This is a genomic window from Photorhabdus sp. P32 (assembly GCF_038085095.1).
Lineage (GTDB): Bacteria > Pseudomonadota > Gammaproteobacteria > Enterobacterales > Enterobacteriaceae > Photorhabdus > Photorhabdus luminescens.
This window is the reverse complement of sequence record NZ_JAZGJN010000280.1, coordinates 58023-84128: the sequence shown is the minus strand read 5'-3', so window position 1 is coordinate 84128 and position 26106 is coordinate 58023. Positions and strand designations below refer to the sequence as shown.

General features: G+C 42.1%; 6 protein-coding genes. 2 read left to right on the top strand and 4 right to left on the bottom strand.

The features are described 5' to 3' along the window. Positions 1-381: 381 nt before the first annotated feature. Positions 382-1011, top strand: coding sequence for an AAA family ATPase (locus V2H77_RS16410; RefSeq protein ID WP_341499665.1), 630 nt, complete (start codon positions 382-384; stop codon positions 1009-1011). A 189-nt stretch (positions 1012-1200) separates the two neighbouring features. Here V2H77_RS16410 and V2H77_RS16405 read toward each other — a convergent pair whose 3' ends face one another. Both V2H77_RS16405 and V2H77_RS16400 read right to left on the bottom strand, forming a co-directional pair. Then, the gene (locus V2H77_RS16405) at positions 1201-5646 is read right to left on the bottom strand and encodes a SpvB/TcaC N-terminal domain-containing protein (RefSeq protein WP_341499664.1); all 4446 of its coding nucleotides are present in this window, start codon (positions 5644-5646) and stop codon (positions 1201-1203) included. Between the two features lie 56 nt (positions 5647-5702). After that, positions 5703-13247: a Tc toxin subunit A-related protein gene (locus tag V2H77_RS16400; RefSeq protein WP_341499663.1), complete on the bottom strand. Its 7545-nt coding sequence runs from the start codon at positions 13245-13247 to the stop codon at positions 5703-5705. An 818-nt stretch (positions 13248-14065) separates the two neighbouring features. Between V2H77_RS16400 and V2H77_RS16395 the strand changes: the two genes are divergently transcribed. Continuing rightward, a complete protein-coding gene (locus tag V2H77_RS16395; protein WP_341499662.1) occupies positions 14066-14980 on the top strand; it encodes a LysR family transcriptional regulator in 915 nt (304 codons plus the stop codon). Between the two features lie 178 nt (positions 14981-15158). On the opposite strand, the gene V2H77_RS16390 is transcribed toward V2H77_RS16395, so the two are convergent. Beyond that, complete coding sequence (locus V2H77_RS16390; RefSeq protein WP_341499661.1) at positions 15159-17975, bottom strand: RHS repeat protein; 2817 nt, start codon at positions 17973-17975, stop codon at positions 15159-15161. A gap of 201 nt (positions 17976-18176) precedes the next feature. After that, on the bottom strand, positions 18177-25739 hold the full coding sequence (locus tag V2H77_RS16385; protein ID WP_341499660.1) for a Tc toxin subunit A-related protein: 7563 nt from the start codon (positions 25737-25739) through the stop codon (positions 18177-18179). Between the last annotated feature and the right edge of the window lie 367 nt (positions 25740-26106).

Genomic DNA, 26106 nt, shown 5'->3' with positions numbered 1-26106 from the left:
TATTATGGTATTGTCTGTTTTGCTTTTATATCTATTATGTGAAAGTGCTTTTTCTCAAATACCAAACAAGGCTGATTATATATTATTAATATATGCCCTATAATCTTTCATATATTGAAGTAAATTATCTTTCATATTTATCAAATTTTTTATCTGTGCGTAAAATATTCTTTTTTAACTATTGTGTTTGTTTGTTTTTTTACTTTCTTTGTTTTTTTCTTTTTTGCTTTCTTGTTATTAAATCTTTTTCTGTGATTATATTTTTATCTTATGTTTTTATTTCTATTATTGTTTCTTTTATCTCTCTGTTGAGAACGCAATACACGAAAATCATTATTATTGGTGTTATTTTCTTTTTTGCATTTTTTTTAGGGGTTATTTATGCTTGAAGTTACTGGGTTAGAAGTTGTTATTAATGGTAAGACTATTTTTTCAGGAGTCAATTGTGATTTTCGTGTTGGATTAAACCGTATTGCGGGAATTAATGGGGCGGGTAAAACGACTTTTCTTTCAAGTATTGCTGGTGTAAATAAGGTTAAAAAAGGAGTAGTTAATTTTATAAAGAATGGAGAGAAACACCGATTTAATTTGCAACGGAATGGATTTTATATATCTGATAATATTAACTTTTATAATTTCATCACGGGAATGGATGTGATTAATTTAAGTCAGCGTTATAGGAAAAGTAATCTAAAATATCAATTAGATTACTATTTAAATGGTTTTGGTATATCTAATTATTCTGGTATTGAATATGGAAAAATGTCACTTGGAATAAAAAAGAAATTTTTATTAACATCAGCTTTTATTATCGATGCGGATGTTTATATTTTTGATGAGCCAACAAATGGTCTTGATTCAGATTCTATAACATTTTTAATTGAGTTGCTGATTTGTCTTGCAGAAGAGAAAGTTGTTATTTTTAGTTCTCATGATGACAGGTTTTTACAGGAATTGAACTTTATTACCTATGAAATAAAAGGTAATAAAATATCCCGTTCCTCTATTTAGAACTCACAATGCAGTTTCCTATTCGTTATATACCCTATGGATTTCAAGATGCATCGCGACGGCAAGGGTGCGAATCCCCGGGAGCATAGCGAACGATGTGACCAGAGTGAGTGTAGCCAACAAAGAGGCAACTTGAAAGATAACGGGTATATCCGCTCGTTAACATTAAACGAGCGAATATCGATTCAATTACATGATCGCATCAGCGGCCAAATCATTTTCATCCTCACTTACAGTAAACCACGGGAAATATTGGTTCTGCCGCAGCCAGCCTTTTGCCGTGATAACTTGGATTTCCCGCCCAATCGGATCATAGATATGAGTATCCGCATAAGCCTCTTTTCTGGCACTGTCATCACTTACATATCGCCAGTCATTGAGGAAATAGGGCTGATAAGTTCGTATTGTTTGTCCTTTATTGTCATATTCAGTGCGTCCCGTAACCGCCCAGCGCGTTTTGGTATCTTCCATTTTTGTCACCAGAGCGCCGTCTTGGTTACGTTGCCAGGCTTCGCCTGCTTCATGTCGTACAGAGGCTTGCAGTAAACGGCCAAAACCATCACTGAATGCGACTTGTTGATGAATTTGCTGTTCAGAATCACGGTCATAACGGTCCGTAGTTAGCATGAGGTTATGGGGAGGTAAACCCATGCTATTGGTTAACAGCTTAACCAGTGGTGTGCCGGTTTTTTGACTTTGTAGCCAACGGCGGCGAGCCAGTGCGCAAATACGCCAATCTTCTGTGATAATCCGTAAATCACGCAGCGTCTTTTGTTCTTCCTGCGTTAATGCGTTGAAGGTTTCCTGACTGAATAGCGGCATCCAACTGCCCGGTGCATAGACCAGACACTGGGCGACAGGAAGTGGTCCGGTCAGATCAATAGCTGTACTGACATCGGTTGGCGGAGAGAGCGGTTTTTCTTCTGGCGAAGAGTAACCGGTTGCCACGCCATTTTCGATCCCCCAGAAACGTTGGGTAACAGGGCGTCCTAGCGCATCCAAGGTTATGAGATGCACATTATCATTGATATCAGTCAGTTGCACAGGTGTGAGAAAACGCCAGTCGTAATTGGCTGAGACAGTCAAACCAGCCGCGTCTTGGGTTTGAGTAATGACACAGTAGTGGGTATCCCATTTCAGAGTTGTTTTCCCGGTTAACAGGGTGTTACGTTGTGCGACAGGACGCCAAAATTGCGCTTCCGTCCCGTAATCGGTATAGCCTTTGCGTGCTACCCAGACTTGGTTTTCGTCGGCGCGTGGGAACAGATAAGGTTCTTGTTGGTATCCTGCTTGTGTTAGAAGGCCGGGTAATTCGTCTGGCGTGATACCGCCATCAAATGCAGATAACAGGGATTCCGTTAATACCGCCGTTTCGGTAAAGGCGATTAAAGCTTGTCGTGTCGGTGTTTTCAGTAGTGTTTGGTTTTTTCCATCGGTTTTTCCATCGGTATAGAACGTTCGTTGCTGGTTGAGGTATTCGCGAGGTTTATCATCGGCAATCAGGCTATTTTCAGCACATAGGGCTTCCAGATTTAAACCATCAACAGGCACGTGTTTAGCATCGTAAGTGAAAGCATCACTGCGTGTGCCATCCGGTAATCCCAACACTCTGAGTTCATTACCCATTAGATGATGCCAACTGGATTGCTGGTAGGTTAACCGCAATAGTTGTTGTTGGTCGTCATAACTGCTGGCAAACAGAGTATCCGGTAGTGTATCGGGATACGGATTGGTTGTTGGTTTATTGCGGCGGGGATATTGTACTGAAACCTGTTTCAGTGGTTGCCCGAATAGGTCACTGGACAGCGTGATATCCTGATTGCACAGAGGATCACTGATGATACGTTCATAGTGATAACTACGACTTTCCACCACTGAGGCCCAGAGCGCCGGGGAAATGGTGGTGTCATCTTGTAATTGGCGCACTTGTGGGCGGGATTCAGTCACTGTATAGGGAATCTTTTGCTGTGCGCTGCCATCTAGCCCGTAAAGTTCACTACGCAGCGGCTGGCCTTTTAGCGCCCGGTTTAACCAGTACAGATTGTGGTCATTTTCCGCGGTCAGTGGAACATCTTTGCCCTCTTTCCAGAGAGTAAAGCGAGGCGTAAAACCGGTGAAAGCCTGCTTATCATCGCGCCAATACCCGGCAGATAGCCTATTGTCTACCTCAGGGACTCCGGTGGCATACCAGTTTTTGGTAAGTGCCGGTGGTGTACGTTCCGGCGCATTGCCTTGAGCCAGTTGATGGCTGTCTGTCTGCTCAACATAGCCAAAGCCGCGAAACTCCCGTTCACGTCCATCCCAGGCGCCGTGAGCATAGCGTAAAGTGGTCACTAATTTATTGCCGCTGATTTCATCCTCGGTTTCTGTTTGCCACAGGGTATGGACCGGGAAGGGCAGGTAACAAACCGGTGTTTGCCCGGTCGCTAAGGCTGCGGCTTTTTCATCCAGCCAGAACTGGACGGAGCTACGGTAATGCAGGGTGTGATGGGCCCCCATGTTGTTGTTCATTTCACAGAGTAGCCACGGTTTCGCGTTGATCAGATCGCAGCGCCAATGATGTGGCGCCATATGCGGTACGCTCAGGATCAAGCTGACAACCCCTAATCCCTGTACATCAGCCACTTGTAGCTGGCAAGTGTCATCAAAACGCAGGCCGTCAGGAAAACGAAGTGTAAATGGTTTGGCAAAACCGTTACCACTTTCATTTCTGAAAATATCCAAATGGTCAGCATGAACATAAATCAGATCGGCAGGACCACTACCGTCCAGATCGGCCAGATGAACTCGATCAGGATTAAAATTGGCGGCGGATTGGCTAAATCCCGGCAATGTGATTGGCTGACCAAAACGGCCATGCCCCAGATTTGGCCAGCAGGTAACTTTAGTTGCACTAACTTCAACCAAATGTGCCTGGCCTGAACCGAGTACGTCACTAAATGCCACTAACTTACGGGCATCGGCGCCCGGTAACGGCAGGGTGATATCACCGGATTGCACCACATCCCGCCCTTCGGTAAAACCATCGCGGTTATTGGCATACAAACGCACGCTTTTGGGACCAATCAGCACTAAATCGGACAGTCCGGCCCCCATTAAATCCGCAAGTTGGGCGCGAGGATGAGTATATTCTATCGGTAAGGCGTGCAATGGCGTAAAACGTGTCCAACTGCCATCTGGGCGTTGGCTGTGATAACCCCTTAGCCCCGGACCAGTGATAACCCAATCCAGTTGCCCGTCACCATTAATATCCATCAGTGAGGCGTTATCCTGAATAGCTGGCGTGATAGGAAGGAGTTGCATTTTGCCCCAGGTGACCGCGTTCATCTCTTCCCCTGTCTGACGTTGGGCAGATCGATACCACCAGCTATTTTTATCCTGATACAGAATGCCGGGTACGCCTTCGCCTTGCAGGTCAAGCAGTTGCCAGCGCTGAATAGCGTTGAAATTTGCCAGTACATCCATTGGTTGCCAGACTGCTTTTTGTTCTGGCTCAAAAGATTGATAAGCCAGTTCCAATGGCGGCAAGGTGACCGCCGTTGCGCCATCTTGCTCATGTCCTACTCGGCGGACAGAAACGAGCGTACTGACCACCGCGTTTTCGTCATAATCCAGTATCAGACGTGAAACTAGCGCGGGTTCATCGTCCCCTTTTGCCTGACCAGATAGAGTTTGCAGACGGTGAAACATCAGTATTTGGCGACATTGGCGTCGGGTGCGCAATTCAAAACCGTATTCATAACGGGAAAAACGGTCTTTGCGGCACAGCCAGTTATTCGTGGCTTTAAACGGCGGCATTTCAGATAAGCTGTTTTTGCGCTCACCGTAATCAAATACTAAACAGAACAACCAGCCAGATTTAAGTGGATCATCTCCGTTTAGCGAGGGAAAAACTTCGCTGGCAGTTAAGTTACCGTAATGTACCGCTTGCAGATAGCGCTGAACAGCTGCGTTCGGGTGGGCTGTAAGTTCGTCAGTTTCGCAACTGGTTTCATCTTCGGCTCGATACTGATAATAAATCTGCTCACCGTGGGATGATACCGAGGCTTCCAACAGCCATTGCGCTGTTTGGCTAACATTTAATGGATTGCTGATACGAGCCTGAGGATTTTTGCCCAGTAAATGGGCCTGTCCGTCGGGGCTGTATATCAGCCAGAAATCGGTTGTGCCTGTTGTTTTGGGTTGCCAGTATTCCAACCGGCTAAAGTGGCTTTCCAAACGGGAGCGATAACCGGTAACGGTGAAGGTCGTCCCCAAATTGATGCCCTGCAATGAGGATTCACTGCGGATATCAGCTTGACCTCCCTCATTTAATGCTACGACCAACACTTCACCTTCCGGCCCCAGAAAAGTATCGGTTTCATCGTAATTCGGCACGCCGGTACTGGTGCGACGACGAATTGTCATGACGTTGCAGTCCCAACCGAGACCGAACGGGCTGTTACCGGTTCCACTGTTGTAATTCAGCGTGAGCGAGGGGGCATAACCCCGCCCGGCAGAAATGGGTAATGGCAGGGATAGGGCAGCCATACCATCCGGCCCGGCTGGTGTTAATGCCTCACCCATACCGGTAATAGCGCCGCCGCCCTTGGGTAATGACAATTCGGTCACACTGAATGTCTGTGAATTCTGCATAGAAACTCCTTACCAGGCCCCGATTAGGAGCCTGTTTTAATTCTGTGTTGGGATGGTTATTTAATGGTGTAGCGAATATGCAAAATGATATCGTTCAGGGTTTTTAACATAGTGGCTTGTTTACCTTTGGCTGGCATGGATGCATTGGGGAAACTCAGTGTCAATGTCCCCTGATCAATGGCGATACCTTCGAATGGCAGGAATTTGCCATCGTTGAAATCGAGCTGGAATTGGCCGTTGTCATTCATACCGTGAGAAACTGCTAGTGCTTCGCAGCCGTTAGCTAATCCGGCTTTATCGCCGTAAGACAATATCGCCTGCACATCCTGATAGGGCCCCAATAGCGCGGGCAGGGTGACGCTGATCTGTTTGATGCGCCGGATTTTGCCAATAGATTCCGGGTAATCCTCACGAATTTTCAAATCAGCTAATGAAATGGATGCCTGCAAAGAGGTTTTAGTGTCCGTGCCGGCGCCGAACGCCACATTATTATTACCACTGCCGGCACTGCCCGAACCTTCATTCACTAGCTTCTCAATTTCCTGACTCAGAGAGAATGGGCCTTTATCTTGCGGTAAACCAGCATAAATTTCGGCCAGCGATACTGTACGTTCGACCTCTAATGCGCGTTTATCGCGTCTCAAATGGGCGTCTTCCATTTGCGCCAAACTTAGCATCAAGGTTTCACCTGCCAGCAGACCGGCATAGGTTCCTTGCCAGGCGCCCGGTTTAATAAAGCGAGCAGAGTCATCATTGATTTCCCAACGGTAAGCCTGTTCTGCCATTAAACAACGCGCGACAGCCAAATCGTAGAATTGGAAGTAAATTGCTGCCAGTCGGCCACGTAGCCAGTTGTACAACGCCTGATTGCTGAACTTACGTTGCAGGAAGGCCAATTGGGATTGGGTCTGTTCTTGTTGGGTTTTCAGACTGGTTTTTTGCAATACGGCGGCTTCACGGCGTACTGCCAGCGATTTAAGTTGGGCGTCGAGTTGTTTCAGCTCCGCTTCGGCATTATTACGCTGAATCTCCCACTCCTGACGGCGGCGACGGTAGGTTTCAGATTGGCTAATTTTATCCGCTTCGGTATTCATAACATTAGCGGAGAATTCCATCACATAGCCGGTTGCTTCAGCGATAGCCCCCCAACGGCTGCCGCCACCGGCGAAGCCGAAGATGTTAGGCACCAGATCAGCCGCTGCGCCAGCCAGACGGGATGCCTGAACTGCCGTAGTAAGCCCGGCGGCGGACGCTCGTAGCGTCATGGCTTGGTTTTCACCGGCGTTGATGTTTTCATCATGCAGTTTGCTATAGCTATCAAAGCGCGATTGGGCTCCCGCTTTGGATTTTTCCAGCACGGTTTTCTCGGCATCCAGTTCTTCAATGGTTTTGTCTTGAATGCTCAGGTTAGTCAATATTAGCTCTGCGGCTTGATTTTGTAATAACGCGTTGAGTGCTTCCGCGTCTTGACGTTCGATAATATTTTGTAACGTGGAGCCGAACTGGGTGAGCTGGCTAACCATGCTGCGAGCATTTTCCAGCATGTGCGGGAAACGCCACAGGGACATAAATGACTCCGGCAGCTTGCCTCCACCTTGAGAAGCGGCAACGGCGGCGCTGAGTAACGCTTTGGGGTCCGCCGGCGTGGCATAGATTGGCAGATATAGCGGCTGACCGTCGATAGAGAGGTTATGACGCAAGTTGTATACTCTCTGAGCTAATGTCTGCCAGTAATTCATCATCACTTCATTGATTTGCGGCAGGAAGAGATCGGTCAGACTGTTAGCGCTGCGCAATGATAAAAGTGCCGGTGTACTCTGCCGCAAAGCGACTATAGAGCTGTCGTGAGCACTTTGGGTAGTAATATCCGCGGCTTTGTCCAGTCGTGGATCGTTCCATGTGGTACTCAGCGGTAGGTATGGTTTATCGCCTAACAGATGCAGCGCTTGCATATACCACATCTTCGCTTCGTTAAGCGTATCGCGTTCCAACTGGCGATAAGCGTGATCGCCGCGCGCGATCAACAGATCAAGGGTGCGCATAAAGGTTGAAATTTTGTAGTGCATTGGATCGTGCTGTGCTACTGCGTCAGGATCGACGGAATCCAAAGGATCACTGTTCCAACTGGTGTCTTCCAGTAACGGACGGACATTCCACTGGTAGTTCTGAATCTGGCCGTGAACAATATACCCGGATGGACTCCAGACATATTTCAGCCAGCGGTTCGCTTCATCAAAGTTTTGCTCATGCAACAAACGTTGAGCAACCAGCATCGGGGTATAGTAGAACAGTTCCCAGAAGTAGAGGCTGTTAGCGCCGCTGAAATCCATTGGTTCGCTACTAATATTATTCAGGACATTGACGCTCTCAAAATGGGTCAAAATGGATTTAGGGTTTATTGTTACTATTCCTTTATCATCTCTAATAAAGTGAGGGCCCCACCAGGTACCATCTGATGGTGATTTCTTGAAGGTCATGTAAACCTTGGCGCTGTAATCTTGGTTCAATGGAACATCATCAAGAGGAATAAATAACGTGGTGCTTATATTTGTATCTTTTAGCTGACCTGAATAGATAATATGTGAATTATTATCAACAACATGTTTGATATAAAGCTTAAACCAACGTTCATCACCATGAGTTGATGGGTTATACGGAGGTATCACGAACGTAGCGTAGAAACCTTTGCCTAACTGTGGTTCCTGAATATTCTGAGTTTCCATACTCAGAATCGTATCAATACCGGTAGTGGCTCGCGCAACTAATTGGCGAGCAAATAAAGTATTAAGACGAATGCGATAGACTCCCCATTGCATATATTGCGCACCATTTTCATTATGGTGCAGGGTCAGGGCATTATCAGTACTCACCTTGCGGGTAACAGGAATACTGAAACTTTCATAACCCAGTTTACGTCCATCCTCTGCAAATGCGGTAAAGGTAATATCAATACTGGCTGAATTATTATTAAAATTCAGACTTGAGCCATCGATTTCGAGAGCATTAAATTGATAATTCATTTCATCAAAGCTAGGTGATGGCTGAATGGAGACATTTTTATCCGCGGTAAAAGTTTGTTCTTTGCTACCGGCTTTTACTGTTACCTGAACTTTTGCTGGAGAAATTGCAGTATTGATATCTACTGGTCCTGAAACATCGGTAGCAGTCCCTTTGCTGTCAGTCATATAGATGTATTGCTTAAGATCATCCGGTTTGTTCAAAGAGTCTGTAGCATAATCATCACCAATGGCAGCATTCGGATTGGTTAGAGAACGTTTTGCTCCAGGAATCCAAGCTTCTACTTTAGATGAATAATTGGTGTCACGGTGGAATAGTAATCTCCCTTGACTGAGCCCACTGGCGTTTCCGTTATATTGATAAACGGGATAAAACATCAGTTTATTTGACGAATTATTTGGATTAACTCCCAAGCTAGTATAAACAATAAATTTATCACCTAGTTTGCCATATTTATTCATCAGATTGCATTGATTGCGTTTCTGCCCTTCATATCCATTATGAATAATTCTTAATTTTGGTGAGATATAGATTTTTAAATCACTTGATGTGGCTTTGTAACTGATAGTTGGAATATCTCCGTTATATACCATACTGAGGTAATAATCTCCCCAATCATAGCCTTTACGACTATTTACCGATGAAGGAATTTCATAATCCTCTGCATAGCGGTTATTCACTCTTCTGACGCTATTAGTATCGAATTGTTTATAGCTGTTGTCCCGATAAGATTTGTATTGTCCATCGGTCATATCTTTATATTCCATATCGGCAAAGATATATAGCCCTTGCATTGCAGCGGTTTTATAACTATCGAGTGTATCTTGTTGGTTATAAAACATAACCAGCAACGTATCTTCACCTTGATAACCGGCACAATAGAGCCCAGGCGCTTTATTTTTTGCCAGTTCTAACTTGGATATTTTTTCATTGACATCAAAGGTGATTGGCGTATTCCAGGTGCCGTCATAACGGATATGCGCTAATTTTAGCTCATAACGATAATCCGTCTCTGTTTGATAACCATCTTTGCTATTTCCTGTCTGTTTAGTGATCTCCTTTTGTTCCAACCAGAGCAGGTACAGGCGGGATTTATACATCACAGGACGGATAGTGCTTCGGTAAGGATTAATTGGGCAATCAATTTTGCGCCATTCGCTCCAGGCATTAGCCGCGAATTTGCCGTCGCTGAATTTACTGTGATCGACACTGCGCCAATAGTATTCACCGGTATCAGTTTCACTGAGGCCGATAAAATAGGTCAGCCCTTGATCGTTGTTAAGATTATCGTGATACGCGCTAATAACTTTAAGATTAGCCACCTGCTCAAACGATGTCAGATAAGACATAAAGGCGTCTTCGACAGTATCGGCATTTAATTGGCTTTGGCTGACGGATTGCAATAATGCGTCCATCATTTTGGTTTGCCCAATTCGCATGGTGGGATCAATATAGTTTTCCGGGTAGTAAACTAATTGAGAAACACCCGCCCAGGTGCTGTAGCGTTTGTTATATTTGTCCCAGTCAATAAAGAACTGGCGGCTAATAACCCCTGAATGGGCATTTTCTTCTACATTTTCCAGCGTGCGGTTGACGTACAGTTGAATGCTGGCAATGGCTTCGGCAATCCGGGTAGTTTTGATTGCAGCGGAAACCTGATTATCAATCAGTAAATATTGATACAAGTCATCACGGCTTTTAATGGCTGCCGCTGCTTTGGCGACTTGACGGATATAGTAGGTGCTTAATGCGGCACTGCGAGATTCATCCAGAAAAGCGTGTAATGTATCCGCTTGTTGTGAATTCAATCCGGCAGTCAATATTTCCCCAGCACTTTCCCACTGGGCATAGGTGGGGATTTTTTGATTTGATTGAATATAATCTAGCCCGACTAACGCAGAAACTCCCTGTGGGGCGACATTCAATTGTTGTGCAACATTAACCCATTGCAGGATAGTGTCGATAGATGTCCAACAGGAGAAAGCATTTTTTTGCGTCACTGGGGGAAGATGTTGATGGTTTTGTGCTTGAGTGCTGGCTTGCAACAGAAAATTAGCATCAAGATTCATGGCATCAGCCAATTGTTCTGCCGTTAAACTGTTAGCTTCAAATGCCGCTAGTACGGAAGAGGCTTTTTCGCCTAACGCATTAACCCAATCTGCAAAACGCGTCAGCATGATCAGTGAAAGTGCGTCATGCGCAGGTACTGCCTCAGTTGACGAGCCAAACATTTCTGGTTTTGTCACAAATAGGCGGAAGGCGTTTGCGTTAATGCCAGTGGAATGGTAAACCATTTCCAATTGCGCCAATGCCTGACAATACTGAACAATATGTTCCTGTGTTGCTAATACTTCCGATGAATCTGGCGTATATTGCGTATTCAACCAGTCCCAGAATTTTTCTGCTGTCATTGCGCCGTCGCCGGGCTGTAACTTATCTGCCCAAAGCAGCACAGAATGGGCGACATTTTCCGATGATAATTGCAAGGTGGCCGCAATATAGGGCGCCATAACATGCAGTAAATTTGCCTTGTCTTTATCAAAGCCTTGTAAACCGTGGTAGACGGTATCCAGCAGATTTTTAATTTCAGGTGTCAGCGTTTTGTTATAGCTGGTGGAAGTCATGACAAATAATTGGAACGCACTCCACTTCTGTGTCTGTAGCCAGACGGTAATGGTATTGAGTTTTCTGATCAGTGCCGCCAGTTGTTTATCACTGATAGCGGATAAATTAGTTTTCCCTTCACCCACGGCAACCAGCAATAAATCCAATTCATCAATGGTTAATTGATGAATTTCCGCCAGTAATTTCCCGATATATAAGTCGGAAAGATTGTCTAAGTTATTTTTAATCTTTCCATCTTGATTATTATGGTTGGTAATTTTAAGCAGACGGTAGAGGGAAATATCATCGATATTAAATGCACGTTTAAGCACGGATTTACGCCAATCGCCAGTACTACCTGGATTTAAATCAATCTCTTCATCTCCGGTAGAAAAGTATTGGCCGTTCAATAATGGCGTATTAAACAGGCGATCAAATTGGCTAGGTTGATTATCATATGAACGTTGTGAAATAAGTGCATTGCATAGTATCAGAGCAGTTTCAGCATTAACAGCATAACGTTGCATATAATATTTAGTCAGAAAAATTTTACTTAATACTTCTGCATTGATATCCAGTTGCTGATTAACACTACGCACAATGCTTTCCAGAATAGTGGGGGATAATTCTGTCGCACGGGATAGACGAATCGCCTTATTGAGTTTTAACAGGAAAGAGTATTGATTATATTCCTCAACGGTAAATTTTGCGGCAGCATACGCCCAAGAACTGGAAGGAAGTACTCTTGTTAGGCCAATTTCAAAAGGTTGGCTAATATCAGTTGCACTTAATGTGATATGTTCTGAGTACTCTATGTTAACCTGAGGAGCTCCTTCAGCTCGAACAAGTTCTCTTTTATCATTTAACTTGATAGATAAATAAGAGGCATTCCAAAAATCTTTGAATTTATAATTTAACTGGTAATTCTCACCACCGTAGGGAAAGAGTTCTACGTCTACTTGATAGGCATTTGTTGTATATTCCCGGGTAATTCGATATACCTTGACCGTACCATCATTGCTGTTGACTACCGGAGTAATGAGTTGGTTATTACTATATTCTTGTTGGCCGAAATTGCTGGCTTTACCAATAAACTGGCTGAGCTCTTCATCACTTAAATTGTAATAACGTCTAAGGTATTCCGGCATAGCCAGTGCAGCCGGTTCGATATTACCAAAATTTTTCTTATAAAGTTCCTCAGCATTACCTTCGGTAATCTCCTCCGTCAGAATATTAAACAACTCAGGTGAGATTGAAGCGTTAATACCCAATAGGGAAGCTTGATGCATTAGCCCGGCAATGGCTGGTGAAGCATTTAATTGCTCAAGCCCAGGATCTTGTAGCTGGATAACTTTACGCACGTTTTCATAAGCATCGTGATAAGGTGTCGCGCCGGAAGGACGGAAAGTGGAAAGCATTCCCATCACTTGAGTATAATTATCCAGCTTAGACTCAGTTTTAATACTTTCCAATAATAGCTCGTTGGATAAAGAGAGTGTGGAAAGTTCTGTCGCCATATTTTGTTGACTGAGCGCCATTGATTTGAGATCTGGACGGCGAGTATCCAGATGGTAAATAGAACCGTCTGCATGCAAATTGCGTGCTTCACGATAAAGCTCAGTCAAATAAGCGGCGGGTGAAAACATAGAGGATACGGTACCCGGTGCCACATATTGACTGGCTCTGCCGCTAAATTGGTTGTTATAGCCTATCAGTTCAGCATTAGGCGCTACGATGGCAAGATGTACGGCATTTTGTAATTGAGGATTCGTGCGTTTAAGAATACGCGCTTCATATAGCCGATTATCCTTTTGGGCCTGTTGTGCATCATGATATAAGTCGTGTGCTTCGGACCAGGAGAGGTGTTCGGATACTTGGTGGTGAAATTCGTTAAAAGAGCTGTGGCTAATATCTGTCAGACACTGAAAGCCACACTGGGTTTTTAATACATCAGGTATCTCTTTTACAGGCGAATTCATATTTATTCCTTTTAAAATCATAAAGTAAATGAAACATCCATATTGTCTTTACATCATGAATCAATCAGAGAATGATTCCGTTCCATCGGAATAAGAGATGATTAAATACAGGTTTTGAGAAATAGCTGAGATATGCATAGAAATAGTTTGCGCGTAAAGAACAGACATATCTCTCTCTCAGAGAATCACTATCTCACTGTTTTCTTTAAATAGCTGTTGCAAAAAAAGCAGATGCAAAATTTGCAACTGACTTTTTAATAAGGTTTGGCAGGAAATGGCACGGTGTTGTTCACATGATGTACTGTACGAAAAGAGCGGATTTCAGTGATAATGAATATACCCTTCATCTTTCAAGCTGCTGCTTTGTTGGCTGCTTTCACTCACCCCAGTCACATAGTTATCTATGCTCCTGGGGATTCGTTCACTTGCCGCCGCGCTGCAACTCGAAATCTATTGGGTATATAAACTATGCAATTTATTTAATGTTAAAATTGTGCTCATTACATGTTGAGCATAATGAGACTTTGTCAACCAATTGAAATGTTTAATTAAATGATTAATTATGCCTATTATTACTTAATGATAATATGTGAAATTTCTTTATGATCATTATTGTAACATAAAGTGGGGTTATATTTATTTTGCAATAATAATGAAAATTGTTTGATAACTGTTAAGAATAAAGATGATAAAACTCAATCTCAGTTAATGCATACTTTGATGTTAAATAATGCAAAGAAGAAAAGTAGTTGTAATGTTTTCTTGTTAATATTCCATTCTATTGCGGATGGAACGATTAATTAAAATAAGAAGGATATATGATGCTATTTTGTTCAAAGAGCTTGAAATATTTTATGGAGTCAGCGAAAAAAGAGTCATTTACTTTAGCAGCGGATACGCTTTGTATTACTCCCTCTCCTCTAAGTAGGATCATATATCAACTGGAACAACGTGTGGGTTGTCAACTATTTGAACGATTACCGGGAAGGACCAAACTCACTGAGGAGGGGAGAGCATTATATCAGGAGTTATTGCCATGTTATGAGAGAATGCAGCGCGTTGAGGATAATTGGCATTATCGGAGAAGCAGGAGATTAGCTAACGCCGGCAAACTTATTATTGGGACAAGTGGAGAATATATTAATAAAATTTCGGCAGTGATAAAGAGAGCGGTACAACGTTATCATTATCGTGATATTTACATAAAAAACAATTTTCTGGTTGATGATTCGGCAAGAAAAGAGGCAATATTTTCTTCTTTAATGAAAGAAGATATAACCGTCTATGTGACGACTGAACATTATCCTGACAACGATGATATTGTCAGAGTGGATGGAACTTATCAGACTTTGCGCCTTGCTGTAGCTAATGATATTTTAGGATCGGAAAGTAACGCTGATGATATTATATATACATTGCCTTTGGCTCAGCATAATAGTACTTTCTTTAAACAGTGTAACAGTTTTATTTCACTGAATTGTCTACCTGAATACCAAAATTTAACTTTGTTAACTGTACCTGATTTTACTAATCGATTGGATTTAGTGAAATCAGGTGTTGCGATAAGTTTAATGACACCGAATGAAGTGTTCTGTTCTGCTGATCTTCATAAAGATATTACTTTTTTAAATTTTAAATCGTATCCAACACCATCAGTGAAGTATTGTGCTTATACTCTCAGGCATAAATATAAAGAACCATTGAATTTACTCATTTCAGATTTAATTCTTTAGGGTTAATCTGGGATATTTATTATTGAATGAATTAAACTACTGGTTTTGATTAATGAAATATTATCGTGATTGAATGAAACTTTCTTGAGCTTTTAACGATGGTTGGTTGTTAAATCCCCTGAATCAAAGTTCAGGGGATCTTTTATGGCTAAATTAATCAATAGCTATTTTGCATAACTCAATTTGTTCTGGATGACGTGAAGTTGCCGGTATAAGTATTACGTATATTCCTATGAGTCATCGCTGATGGTTTAATATCTTGTAATAATACATAGGTATCTCTACCTTGATGTTTCATTGAAATAACCTCGAACGGTGTTTCTCTGGGAAGCAATATTTCCGCTTGTCCGGCTTGTGGTCCACTGACTCTTAGTTTCAATTTATCAGTCAGGCTTTTTCTCGAATCGTTTAAATCCATTTTAAATACTTGCTCTTCACCGGCATTATTATACATAGATGCCGCTGAGACATTGACACCTGTATTTGTTAAAAATGCCATTTTGACATATCGAGTTTCACTGGTTTCCTTTTTATGAACAAAATTCAGAAAACCACGATGGGCCGATGTGGATAAATAAGCGTTATCTGAAACGATATCACCAATATTGATGCTATTTCCTTCCTGTGGGGAGTGCCAGGGTGAGGGAGTAGAATTATCTACATAGGTCATCACCCGATAAGTTACCCGCATTTGTCTATCTTGCAGGGCAGATAATGTGGTATCTAAACTTTCCACTGCTGGCGTAATACGGTTTTCCCTTATTGCGGCATTAATTTGTGAACTATCTGTGGTGTAGTTTTTAATTGGGCTAATGTCTACACCGGGGTTGTTGGTCAATAATTCATGGGATTCTTGCTCTGTTTGGGCAGCGATAGCCCTTTGGCGTTTGAAAATTTGAGATTTTGCCATTTTTTTATAAACGGCTTCTTCCATTCCGGTAAAGGAACCTTGATTTATTATCGCTTCTTCTGTTCTGTTGGCCGGTGATAATCCCTGAACATCAAATTGCGTCACCGGATTATTTCTCACCATGCGATATAAATTCAGTCCATCAATTGTTCCGGCCGGGTCCGCACTTAACCATCTGCCCGCCCACGGTTGGTAATAACGGTAGCCGTAATAATACAGTCCGGTAGCATCTCGTTCTTTACCTGAATAACGAATGGTTTTATAACTGGCTTCGGTTTGATTCTTTGCTGCCCACAGCGCTGTACCGCCAAATGGATAATATTCTTCCTCACTGATAATTTGTCCGTCGCTATCTAACTCAAGTTGGCTGGAACCGATAAGATTATCGTAGCTGTAACGAAGCTGATTGTTGTTAATACCTTCTGGATTGCCGCTCTCCCAATGCAATACTCGGACTTGTGCGCGACCGGCTTTACCGAGCGTGATAACTTGCAAATCCTCCGTGGTAGTGCTGCCATGCTGTGTTGTTCGTAGTTCCAGTCCCGGCAGATAAATCACTCTTTGCTGCTGCGCGATATTCTGAGTTTGTTGTTCATTCACTTTTAGCTGTCGTATGCCGTTACTATCGTAGCGATACCACTCATTTCCTGTGGCGCTGTTGGCTTGTTTCAATTCGCCTCGCGGTGTCCAAGTTAGAGCTTGACCGGATAACAAGCTAGTTTGATGACCTCCCGCATCAAATAAGGCATCAACTTGGGTTGGCTCTTCGGTCAGTGTGCCTAGTACCGCGCGGTTGCTGCGATTTGAAACCGTTATATTTGTCGTGTAGTTATTTTGCGTGGCAGGCGAACTGTGTTGAATTTTCATCAGATTGCCGCTTCGGTCATAACTATAGGTACGGGTATAGTTAGTGTAGCTATTGTTATCAGAAGGTAACGCAGGGGAGGGAAGTTGGTTATTTTGCTGACCTATATTCGTCATTTCGCGCCCGGTGGCGCTGATAAGCTGATACAGGGAATCGTAAATATAAGTATTCTCTGGGACCACTTTCTGATTGCGCCAAAAGCGGGTGGCTTCCGCATCATTACGGATATTGATGACATTGCCTACCGGGTCATATTGATAGCGTAGGTCTTGCAACACCTTGGAGTCTGATGGACGGCGAGTGGTGATGCCGATAAGCCGTTGGGTTTCGGGTTCATAATTGTATTCGGTGATAACCCCGTTGCCATGCTCTTCGCGTAATTTTTGCCCGGCGGCGGAGTAGGCCAGCGATTTGATGATCACTTGTTCGGCCTGGCCTTTTAATGCTAGCCAGCTCCCTTTTAGCTGCCCGGCCACATCATAGGCTTGTCGCTGAATGTTGCCTTTGGCATCGGTCTGGGTAAGTAAAGCCCCGATAGCATCGGTTTTATTTTGGGTAGTATAGATATCACTGCTCAGTTTTTGCTGCCAGAGGCTCTGGTCTTCACCTGTCCAGTCGGCATTCTGGTCATCTACCAGCAATTGTTGAGATTGCGATAGCACGGCCCCGGTTAAAGCAAGGCTGTTAAGTTGAGTCAGTCCTGCGGTATCGTAATGGCGGACACACTGACCAGCAAGGTTGGCGTCTTTTTCTTGCGGTGTGTTGCCGGCCCAGATAAGACGCTCGGTGGTTTTCTCTTCGGCTTGTAGTTGTTCAGTGATAGCGAGCAGACGGCCGGGTAGGGTGTTATCTTCATAACGATGATTCTGGCGGACACCGGTTGCATTGATGGTTAATATCGGGCGACCTTCAATATCGTTGAGGGTAATTGTTCGGCCGGCATCAATGCTCTCTGTTCGCAGAATATTGCCGGTCAAATTATGCTGCCAGATAAAATTCGGTTGTACTGCGTTGTTAGTCTGTTTGACATCATACAGGCGAGGATCAATGCTTTGGTTCAAATATCCGCCGACATTATATTGATGACGAGTAATACGGGTATCGGTATTTGCTTCTGCGGTAGCGCGGTGAAAACTGATGTTACGGACAGCCAACCCACGGTTATCGTGAACACTGACGGTAGGCGTATGGTGATAAAGTTTTGGGTCAATGTTTTTCATTATCATTTACTTCCTTTGTTATGTTGAATAATTTCTGCAATCGCTATTTTATCTGCATTATAGTGAATTAATGTTAAATTCACTTCTTCTACATAATAAGGATAATTTTTCTATTCAGATACTTGAAATAACAGTGGTACGTAAGATGATTTTTAATGACAGGCCCAGATCAGGGCCTGTTACAGGTGATATTGGGGCGGGTTATTCGAGAATAGTGTAACGAATATGTAGAATAATATCGGTCAGCATCTGTAATATGTTTTTTTGTTTACTGGCGGCATTGGGGAAACTTAGCGTTAACGTGCCTTGGTCATTAATATCGATCCCTTCAAACGGCAGGAATTTGCCATCGTTGAAATCGAGCTGAAACTGACCGTTGTCATTCAGGCCGTGGGAGACCGCTAAGGCTTTACAACCTTTAGCTAGCCCGGCGGCATCGCCGCCATAAGACAGGACAGCTTGAACATCTTGATATGGCCCCAATAGTGCCGGTAAGGAGACACTAATTTGTTTAATGCGGCGTGTTTTACCTAACTGCATGTGATCTGGGTAATCATCTTTGAGTTTCAGGTCTTTCAGGGTTAACGTCGCGGACAGCGTATTGTTGGTTAATTTCAATTGATTGCCGTCATTACCGGCAGCAGCCTTTTCACTGCCTTGTAGCAATGCTTCAATCTTATCTTTCAAAGCAAAGCTTTTTTCCCCTAAGGATTGGTACAACTGCGCCAGGGAGACTGTGCGTTCCACTTCCAGCGCACGTTGCTCTTGTTTCAAGTGCGCATCTTCCATTTGTGCCAGATTTAACATTAAGGTTTCACCGGCGAGCAGGCCAGCATAGGTTCCTTGCCAGGCACCCGGTTTAATAAAGCGTGCAGAGGAATCGTTAGTTTCCCAACGGTAAGCTTGCTCTGCCATCAGACAACGGGCGACGACTAAATCGTAGAATTGGAAATAAATGGCGGCTAACCGACCACGTAACCAGTTGTATAGTGCTTGATTGCTGAATTTTCGTTGCAGAAAAGCCAGTTGCGCTTGGGTTTGTTCCTGTTGGGTTTTTAGGCTGGTTTTTTGTAATACCGCCGCTTCACGACGTACCGATAATGATTTAAGTTGAGCATCGATTTGTTTCATTTCTGCTTCAGCATTATTACGCTGTATTTCCCACTCTTGGCGACGACGGCGCCATATTTCGGATTGCGATACTTTCTCCGCTTCAATTAATAGACCTTCTGCGGCGATACCACCACCAATAGCAATGGCATTGGCAATTGCCCCAAAGCGCGTTCCCCCGACCGCAAAGCCGTAGATATTGGGCACCATCTCCAGTGCGGCGGCAGCCATATGCAAGCCTTTCAATCCGGTGGTAATACTTTGGGAAGCTATTCGCATATCCAAAGCTTGACGTTCACCGGCGTTGATATTTTCATCGTATAATTTGCTGTAGTTATCAAAGCGCGATTGTGCTCCGGCTTTGGATTTTTCCAATACGGTTTTTTCAGTATCTATTTCTTCGATAGTTTTATCCTGAATGCTTAGCGTCGTTAATATCAGCTCTTTGGCTTGATTTTGTAATAGAGCATTTAGGGCCTCAGCATCTTGGCGTTCAATGATATTTTGCAACGTGGAACCGAATTGTGTGAGTTGAGTGACCATGCTGCGGGCATTTTCCAGCATATGCGGGAAGCGCCACAGTGACATAAATGGTTTTGGAAGCGAGCCCCCGCCTTCAGAAGTGGCAACGGCGGCGCTGAGTAATGCTTTCGGATTGGCCGGTGTGGCATACATCGGCAGATAGAGCGGTTGACCATCAATAGAGAGATTATGACGCAAGTTATACAGGCGCAGTTCCAGTTTGTTCCAGTAGCTCAACATGACGTCGTTGATTTGTGGCAGGAAAAGATCGGTTAGGGTGTTAGCGGTGAGTGGTAATAGTAGTTCCAGTGCGCCTTGTCGTAGGGTGGTTATTGTGTGGGAATGTGCTTTTTGTATGGTCGTGTTAGCAGCTTTATCCAGACGGGGGTTGCTCCATGATGAGCTGAGCGGCAGATAGGGTTTATCGCCCAATAGGTGCAGTGCCTGCATATACCACATTTTGGCCTCGTTCAGCGAGTCTTGTTCCAGTTGGCGATAGGCGTGATCGCCACGTGCCATCAGTAGATCGAGAGTACGCATAAAAGTGGCTGCTTTATAGTGCATTGGATCGTACTGTGCCACCGCATCAGGATCGACGGAATCCAGAGGATCACTGTTCCAACTGGTGTTTTCTAGTAACGGGCGTACATTCCAGCAATAGTTTTTAATTTGACCATCAACAATATAACCGGATGGGCTCCAGACATATTTTAGCCAACGGTTGGCTTCATCGAAGTTTTGTTCATGTAGCAAGCGTTGAGCAATCAGCATCGAGGTATAGTAGAACAGTTCCCAGAAATAGAGGCTATTAGCGCCGCTAAAATCCATAGGTTCCGTGAAAGTTGGTATTACTTTGGCTGATGCAAGCCCTGGGAAAGTCCCGTTATTATAGGTAGTGTCGAATGTAGCGAATTCATTATTATCTGTTGTTTTAAGAAAGCGGATGGTATTTGTTTCTTCTTTTTGAAAAATTGCATAGACATAAAGATTATCTTTGTTTCCAAAAGCATCATCAATTCGAGGTAAAAATAATTTTATTGTCGTTTGTTTAATATCGCTTAATGTTCCTTGATAAATTGGAAAATGATCATTTGATTTAAAAACATGAGAAAACATAATGGTAAGGGATTTATTAGTACCGTGGACATCAGGATTATATTTATCCATAACGAGTTCTACATAAGCCCCTATTCCCATCATCGGCTCTTGGATATTCTGAGTTTCCATACTTAGAATCGTATCAATACCCGTAGTGGCGCGTTCAACTAATTGGCGAGCAAAGAGGGTATTAAGACGAATGCGATAGGCTCCCCATTGCATATATTGAGCGCCATTCTCGTCATGGAAAAGAGCTAGAGCTTTATCGGTTTTGACCTTTTTGGTAACAGGGATATTGAAAATTTCATAACCCAGTTTGCGGTTATTTTCTGCAAAGGCGGTAAATGTGACATCAATATTGGCTGAATTGTTAGTAAAATTCAGACTAGAACCATCTATTTCAAGCGTGTTAAATTGGTAACACATTTCTTCAAAGCTAGGTGATGGTTGAGACGAGACATCTTTATTCGCCGTCAGAGAGTATTCTTTGCCAGCTTTGATTGTGACTTTAACCTTTTCAGAAGAGATTGCTGTGTTGATATCTACGGGTCCTAAGACATCAGTAGCAGTCCCTATACTGTCAGTCATATAGATGTATTGTTTGAGATCATCCGGTTTATTTAGAGAGTCTGTTGCATAATCATCACCAATGGCTGCATTTGGATTGGTAAGAGAACGTCTTGCTCCAGGAATCCAAACTACTACTTTAGATGAGTAATTGGTGTCTCGGTGGAATAATAGTCTCCCTTGGTTGAGCTTGCTAGCGTTTTCACTATATTGATAGACGGGGTAAAACATGAATTTATTTGATGAATTATCTGGATTGATTCCCAAGCTGGTATAAACAATGAACTTATCACCCAATTTACCGTATTTCTTTATTAGATTGCACTGAATACGTTCCCGGCCTTCTTTTCCGTCATGAATTATTCTTAACTTTGGTGAAATATAGATTTTTAAATCGCTTGATGCAACTTCGTAATTAATAACTATACTTCCGCCATATACTTGGCTGAGATTATATTCTCCCCAATCATGGCTGTTGCTATGATTTATCAATGAAGGAATTTCATAACCCTCTGCATATCGGTTATTTATTCTTATGATATTATTAGTATCGAAATGTGAATAACTGTTATCCCGATAATTTTTACTTTGTTCATCGGTCATATCTTTGTAAGACATGTTGGAGAAAATATATAGTCCATTTATTAAATCAAATTTATCTTTATAATTATCCAATGAATTTTGTTTGCTATAGAATATGACTAATAAGGTATCTTCCCCTTGATAACCTGCACAATAGAGCCCAGGTGCTTTATTTTCCAGTTTTAAAGCTAATATTTTTCTATTCACATTAAAGGCTATTGGCGTATTCCAAGTACCGTCGTAACGAATATGTGCCAGTTTTAATTCATAACAATAATCGGTAATAACTTTATTATTTTCTCCTTGTTTGGCTATTTCTTTTTGCTCCAGCCAAATCAGATATAAGCGGGATTTATAGATAACTGGGCGGATTGTGCTCTGATAGGGATTAATTGCGCAATCAATTCTACTCCACTCACTCCAGGCGTTAGCAGCGAATTTACCGTCGTTAAATTTACTGTGATCAACGCTGCGCCAGTAATATTCGTTAGCTTCTTTGCTATATCCGACAAAGTAGGTCAGCCCTTGGTCATTATTAACATTGTCATGATAGGCGCTAATGACTGCTAAATTTGCTATTTGTTCAAACGATGTCAGGTAAGATTTAAAGGCATCTTCTACCGTATCGGCATTTAGCTGACTCTGGCTGACGGATTGTAGTAAATTATCCATCATCTTCGTTTGTCCGATACGCATTGTCGGATCGATGTAATTTTCCGGATAGTAAACTAATTGTGAAACACCAGCCCAAGTGCTGTAACGTTTATTATATTTATCCCAATCGATAAAAAATTGACGGGTAATAACATCAGAAACGGCATGGGTTTCTATATTTTCCAGCGCCCGGTTGACATATAATTGAATACTAGCAATGGCTTCGGCAATGCGTGTGGTTTTTATTGCAGCGGAAACTTGGTTATCAATTAGTAAATATTGGTACAAATCGTCACGGCTTTTAATCACTGCTGACCTGTTGGCGATCTTACCAATATAGTAGTTGCTTAATGCAGTACTGCGAGACTCATCCAAGAATGCGTATAGGGTATTAGCTTGTTGGGTATCTAACCCGGCATTTAATACCATAGCTGCATTTTCCCATTGGGAATAAGTCGGTGTTTCTTGAACCGGTTTTATATAATCCAATGCTATCAGGGATGAAATACCTTGTGGAGAGATATTCAAATTATTTGCTACATTGGTCCATTGCAGAATAATGTCGATGGATTGCCAATTGGAGAATGTATTTTCTTTAGTAACCTGTTTATAATTTTGTGCCTGAATACTGGCTTGCTCCAGTAAATTAGCATCAAGGTTCATGGCGTTAGCTAGTTGTTCTGCGGTTAAAGTTTTATTTTCAAAAGCCGTTAGAATAGGGGAGGCTTTTTCACCTAGCGTGTTAACCCAATTGGCAAAATGGGTTAGGATGATTAATGTTGGTGCATTATGGGCTGGTGCTACTTTATCAGATTTATCAGGAATACCAAATATAATTGGTTGTTCTATAAACAGCCGGAAAGCATTTTCACTAATACCAGAAGAACGGTAAATCATTGTCAACTGTGCCAGACAGTGGCAATACTGAATAATTTGCTCTTGTATTTCCAACGATTTTGATGCTCCTGGAGTATATTTATCTTGCAACCAGGCCCAGAATTTTTCTGCCGTTATTTCATTTTTGCTTGGTTTTATCTTATCAGCCCAGAGCAGAATAGAATGTGCGACATTTTCAGATGGTAATTGTAGCGTTGCAGCAATATAAGGCGCTATGGCATCCAGAAGCTTGGTTTTATTTTTATCGAAGTTTTGCAAACCATTGTAGTTTTGTAAACCATTGTAGACCGTATCTAGTAAGTTTTGAATTTCAGGCGTTAGCGTTTTGTCATAGTTGGTGGTAGTCATCAAAAATAACTGATAGACACTCCACTTTTGTGTACGCAGCCAATTGCTTAGGGTATCGAGTTTGTTTATGAGTTTCCCCAGCGCTTTATCATCAATGGTATATAAATTTATCTTATCTTCACCGATAGTCATCAGTAGTAAATACAGTTCATCAATCGTTAATTGATGAATATCTGCCAGTAGTTTAGTCATATAAAGATTGGAAATATTTTTTATATTATTAGTAATTTTTCCATCCGTATTGTTATGATTGGCAATATGGAGCAGACGATAGAGGGAAATATCATCGACATTAAAGGCACGTTTAAGTACTGCTTTGTGCCAGTTATCGGTACTGTTCAGGCTTAAGTCAATATTGATATCTTCGGTAGCAAAATATTGTCCGTTGAGTGGCGGCGTATTAAATAGGCGATCAAATTGGCTGGGTTGATTACTATAGGAATGCTGTGAAATAGGTATGTTACATAGTATTAAAGCAGTTTCAGTATCAATGTCGTATTTCTGCATATAGTATTTAACTAAAAAGACTTTGCTTAATACATTGGCATTAATATTCAATTTTGAATTGGCGCTAATGATAATTTCTTCCAATACTGCTGGTAACAGATTTGTTGCATGGGAAAGTCGAATAGCTTTATTCAGTTTTAGCAGAAAAATTATAGGTGAATAAGTCTGGGTTTGGAACGTGGCATAATATGAATCAAATTCATCTGAGTTACTATTTTCTTCATAACGATAACTGAAAAGAGTGAATTTATCTTGGATGTCTTGGTGAGTTAATTTAAATTCTGGGGAAGAATAGTTTGTATTTTCTAAGGTTGGTCCACTGATCCCAGCGAGATATTTTCCTTCGGGAGCGCTAAGTCTGATGCTAACTTGTCCTGCTTTTTCTTTATAGTTAACATCAACATAAAAACATCCATTTTGAAGAGGATATAAATTGATATAGTTGAGTTTATGATAATTATAGCCAGGTGTTCGCGTTATACGTGTTAATTTTATTTTGCCTGATGTATCAATATTTATATTAATAAGTTGATTATTCTTATAAGTTGAGTTACCTTCTATTGGTAGATCATGAAGAAATTGTTCTATCTCTTCATAGGTCAAATGATAATAATTTTTTAAGGCATGCAAATTGAGCAATTTTGTCGGGTCTATATTCCCGAAATTTGCTTTAAACTTTTCCTCTGCATTAGTTTCGGTAATTTCCTCTGTCAGAATGTTAAACAACTCAGGAGAGATAGAGTTATTAATTCCTAATAGTGAAGCTTGATGCATTAATCCGGCAACAGCGGATGATTTTTGAAATTGCTCAAGTTTAGGATCTTGTAATTGGATAGCTTTACGTACATTTTCATAAGCATCATGATAGGGTGTCGCGCCAGAAGGACGGAAAGTGGATAACATTTCCATCACTTTAGTATCGCTGTCCAGATTAGATTTAGCTTTAATTCCTTCCAATAGAAGCTCATTGGACAGAGAAAGAGTGGAAAGCTCGGTATCCATATTTTGCTGGCTGAGCGCCATTGATTGGAGGTCTGGGCGACGTTCATCCAGATGATAAACGGAGTCACTGGCATGTAAATTACGCGCTTCACGGTAGAGTTCAGTTAAATAAGCCGCGGGAGAGAATATAGAGGAAACTGAACCGGGTGCGACATATTGGCTGGCTCGGCCGCCGAATTCATTATTATAGCTCCGTAATTCAGCATGAGGGAGGGTAATACCGAGGTGCACTGCATTTTGTAACTGCGGATTAGCACGTTTAAGAATACGCGCTTCATATAATTGATTCTCTTTTTGTTCCTGCTGTGCAGCATGATATAAGCGGTTAGCCTCTGACCAAGAAAGGTTATCACCGATTTCCTGGCGGAATTCATTAAAAGAGTAGTGGCAAATATCGGTTAGACAATTAATACCACATTGACTTTGTAATACATCAGACATTTCTTTCACGTATGAGCCTTTCACGTATGCGTTCATGTTTATTCCTTTTAAACTATAAGGTAAATGAAACATCCGTGTGATCTCTGTACCATCGATAGATATTAAGAGAATGATTCCGTTCTATAGTAGGAAGATGAAGATCACCACTATGTCACTGTTTTCTTTAAATAGCTGTTGCAAAAAAAGCAGCTGCAAAATTTGCAATTGTTTTTTGATTAAAGATGGAGGGAATAAGCTGTTATTGTTTACATCATGATTAATTAATAATGAGAGAATAGTGAAATTTAGTTGTGGTTAGTATTAATTGTGTAATTTATTTAATATTATATTGAGATTCATTTAATGGAAATATTACCTTAATATTTATAACTAATTGAAATATAAAATTCGAATAATGGTGAGA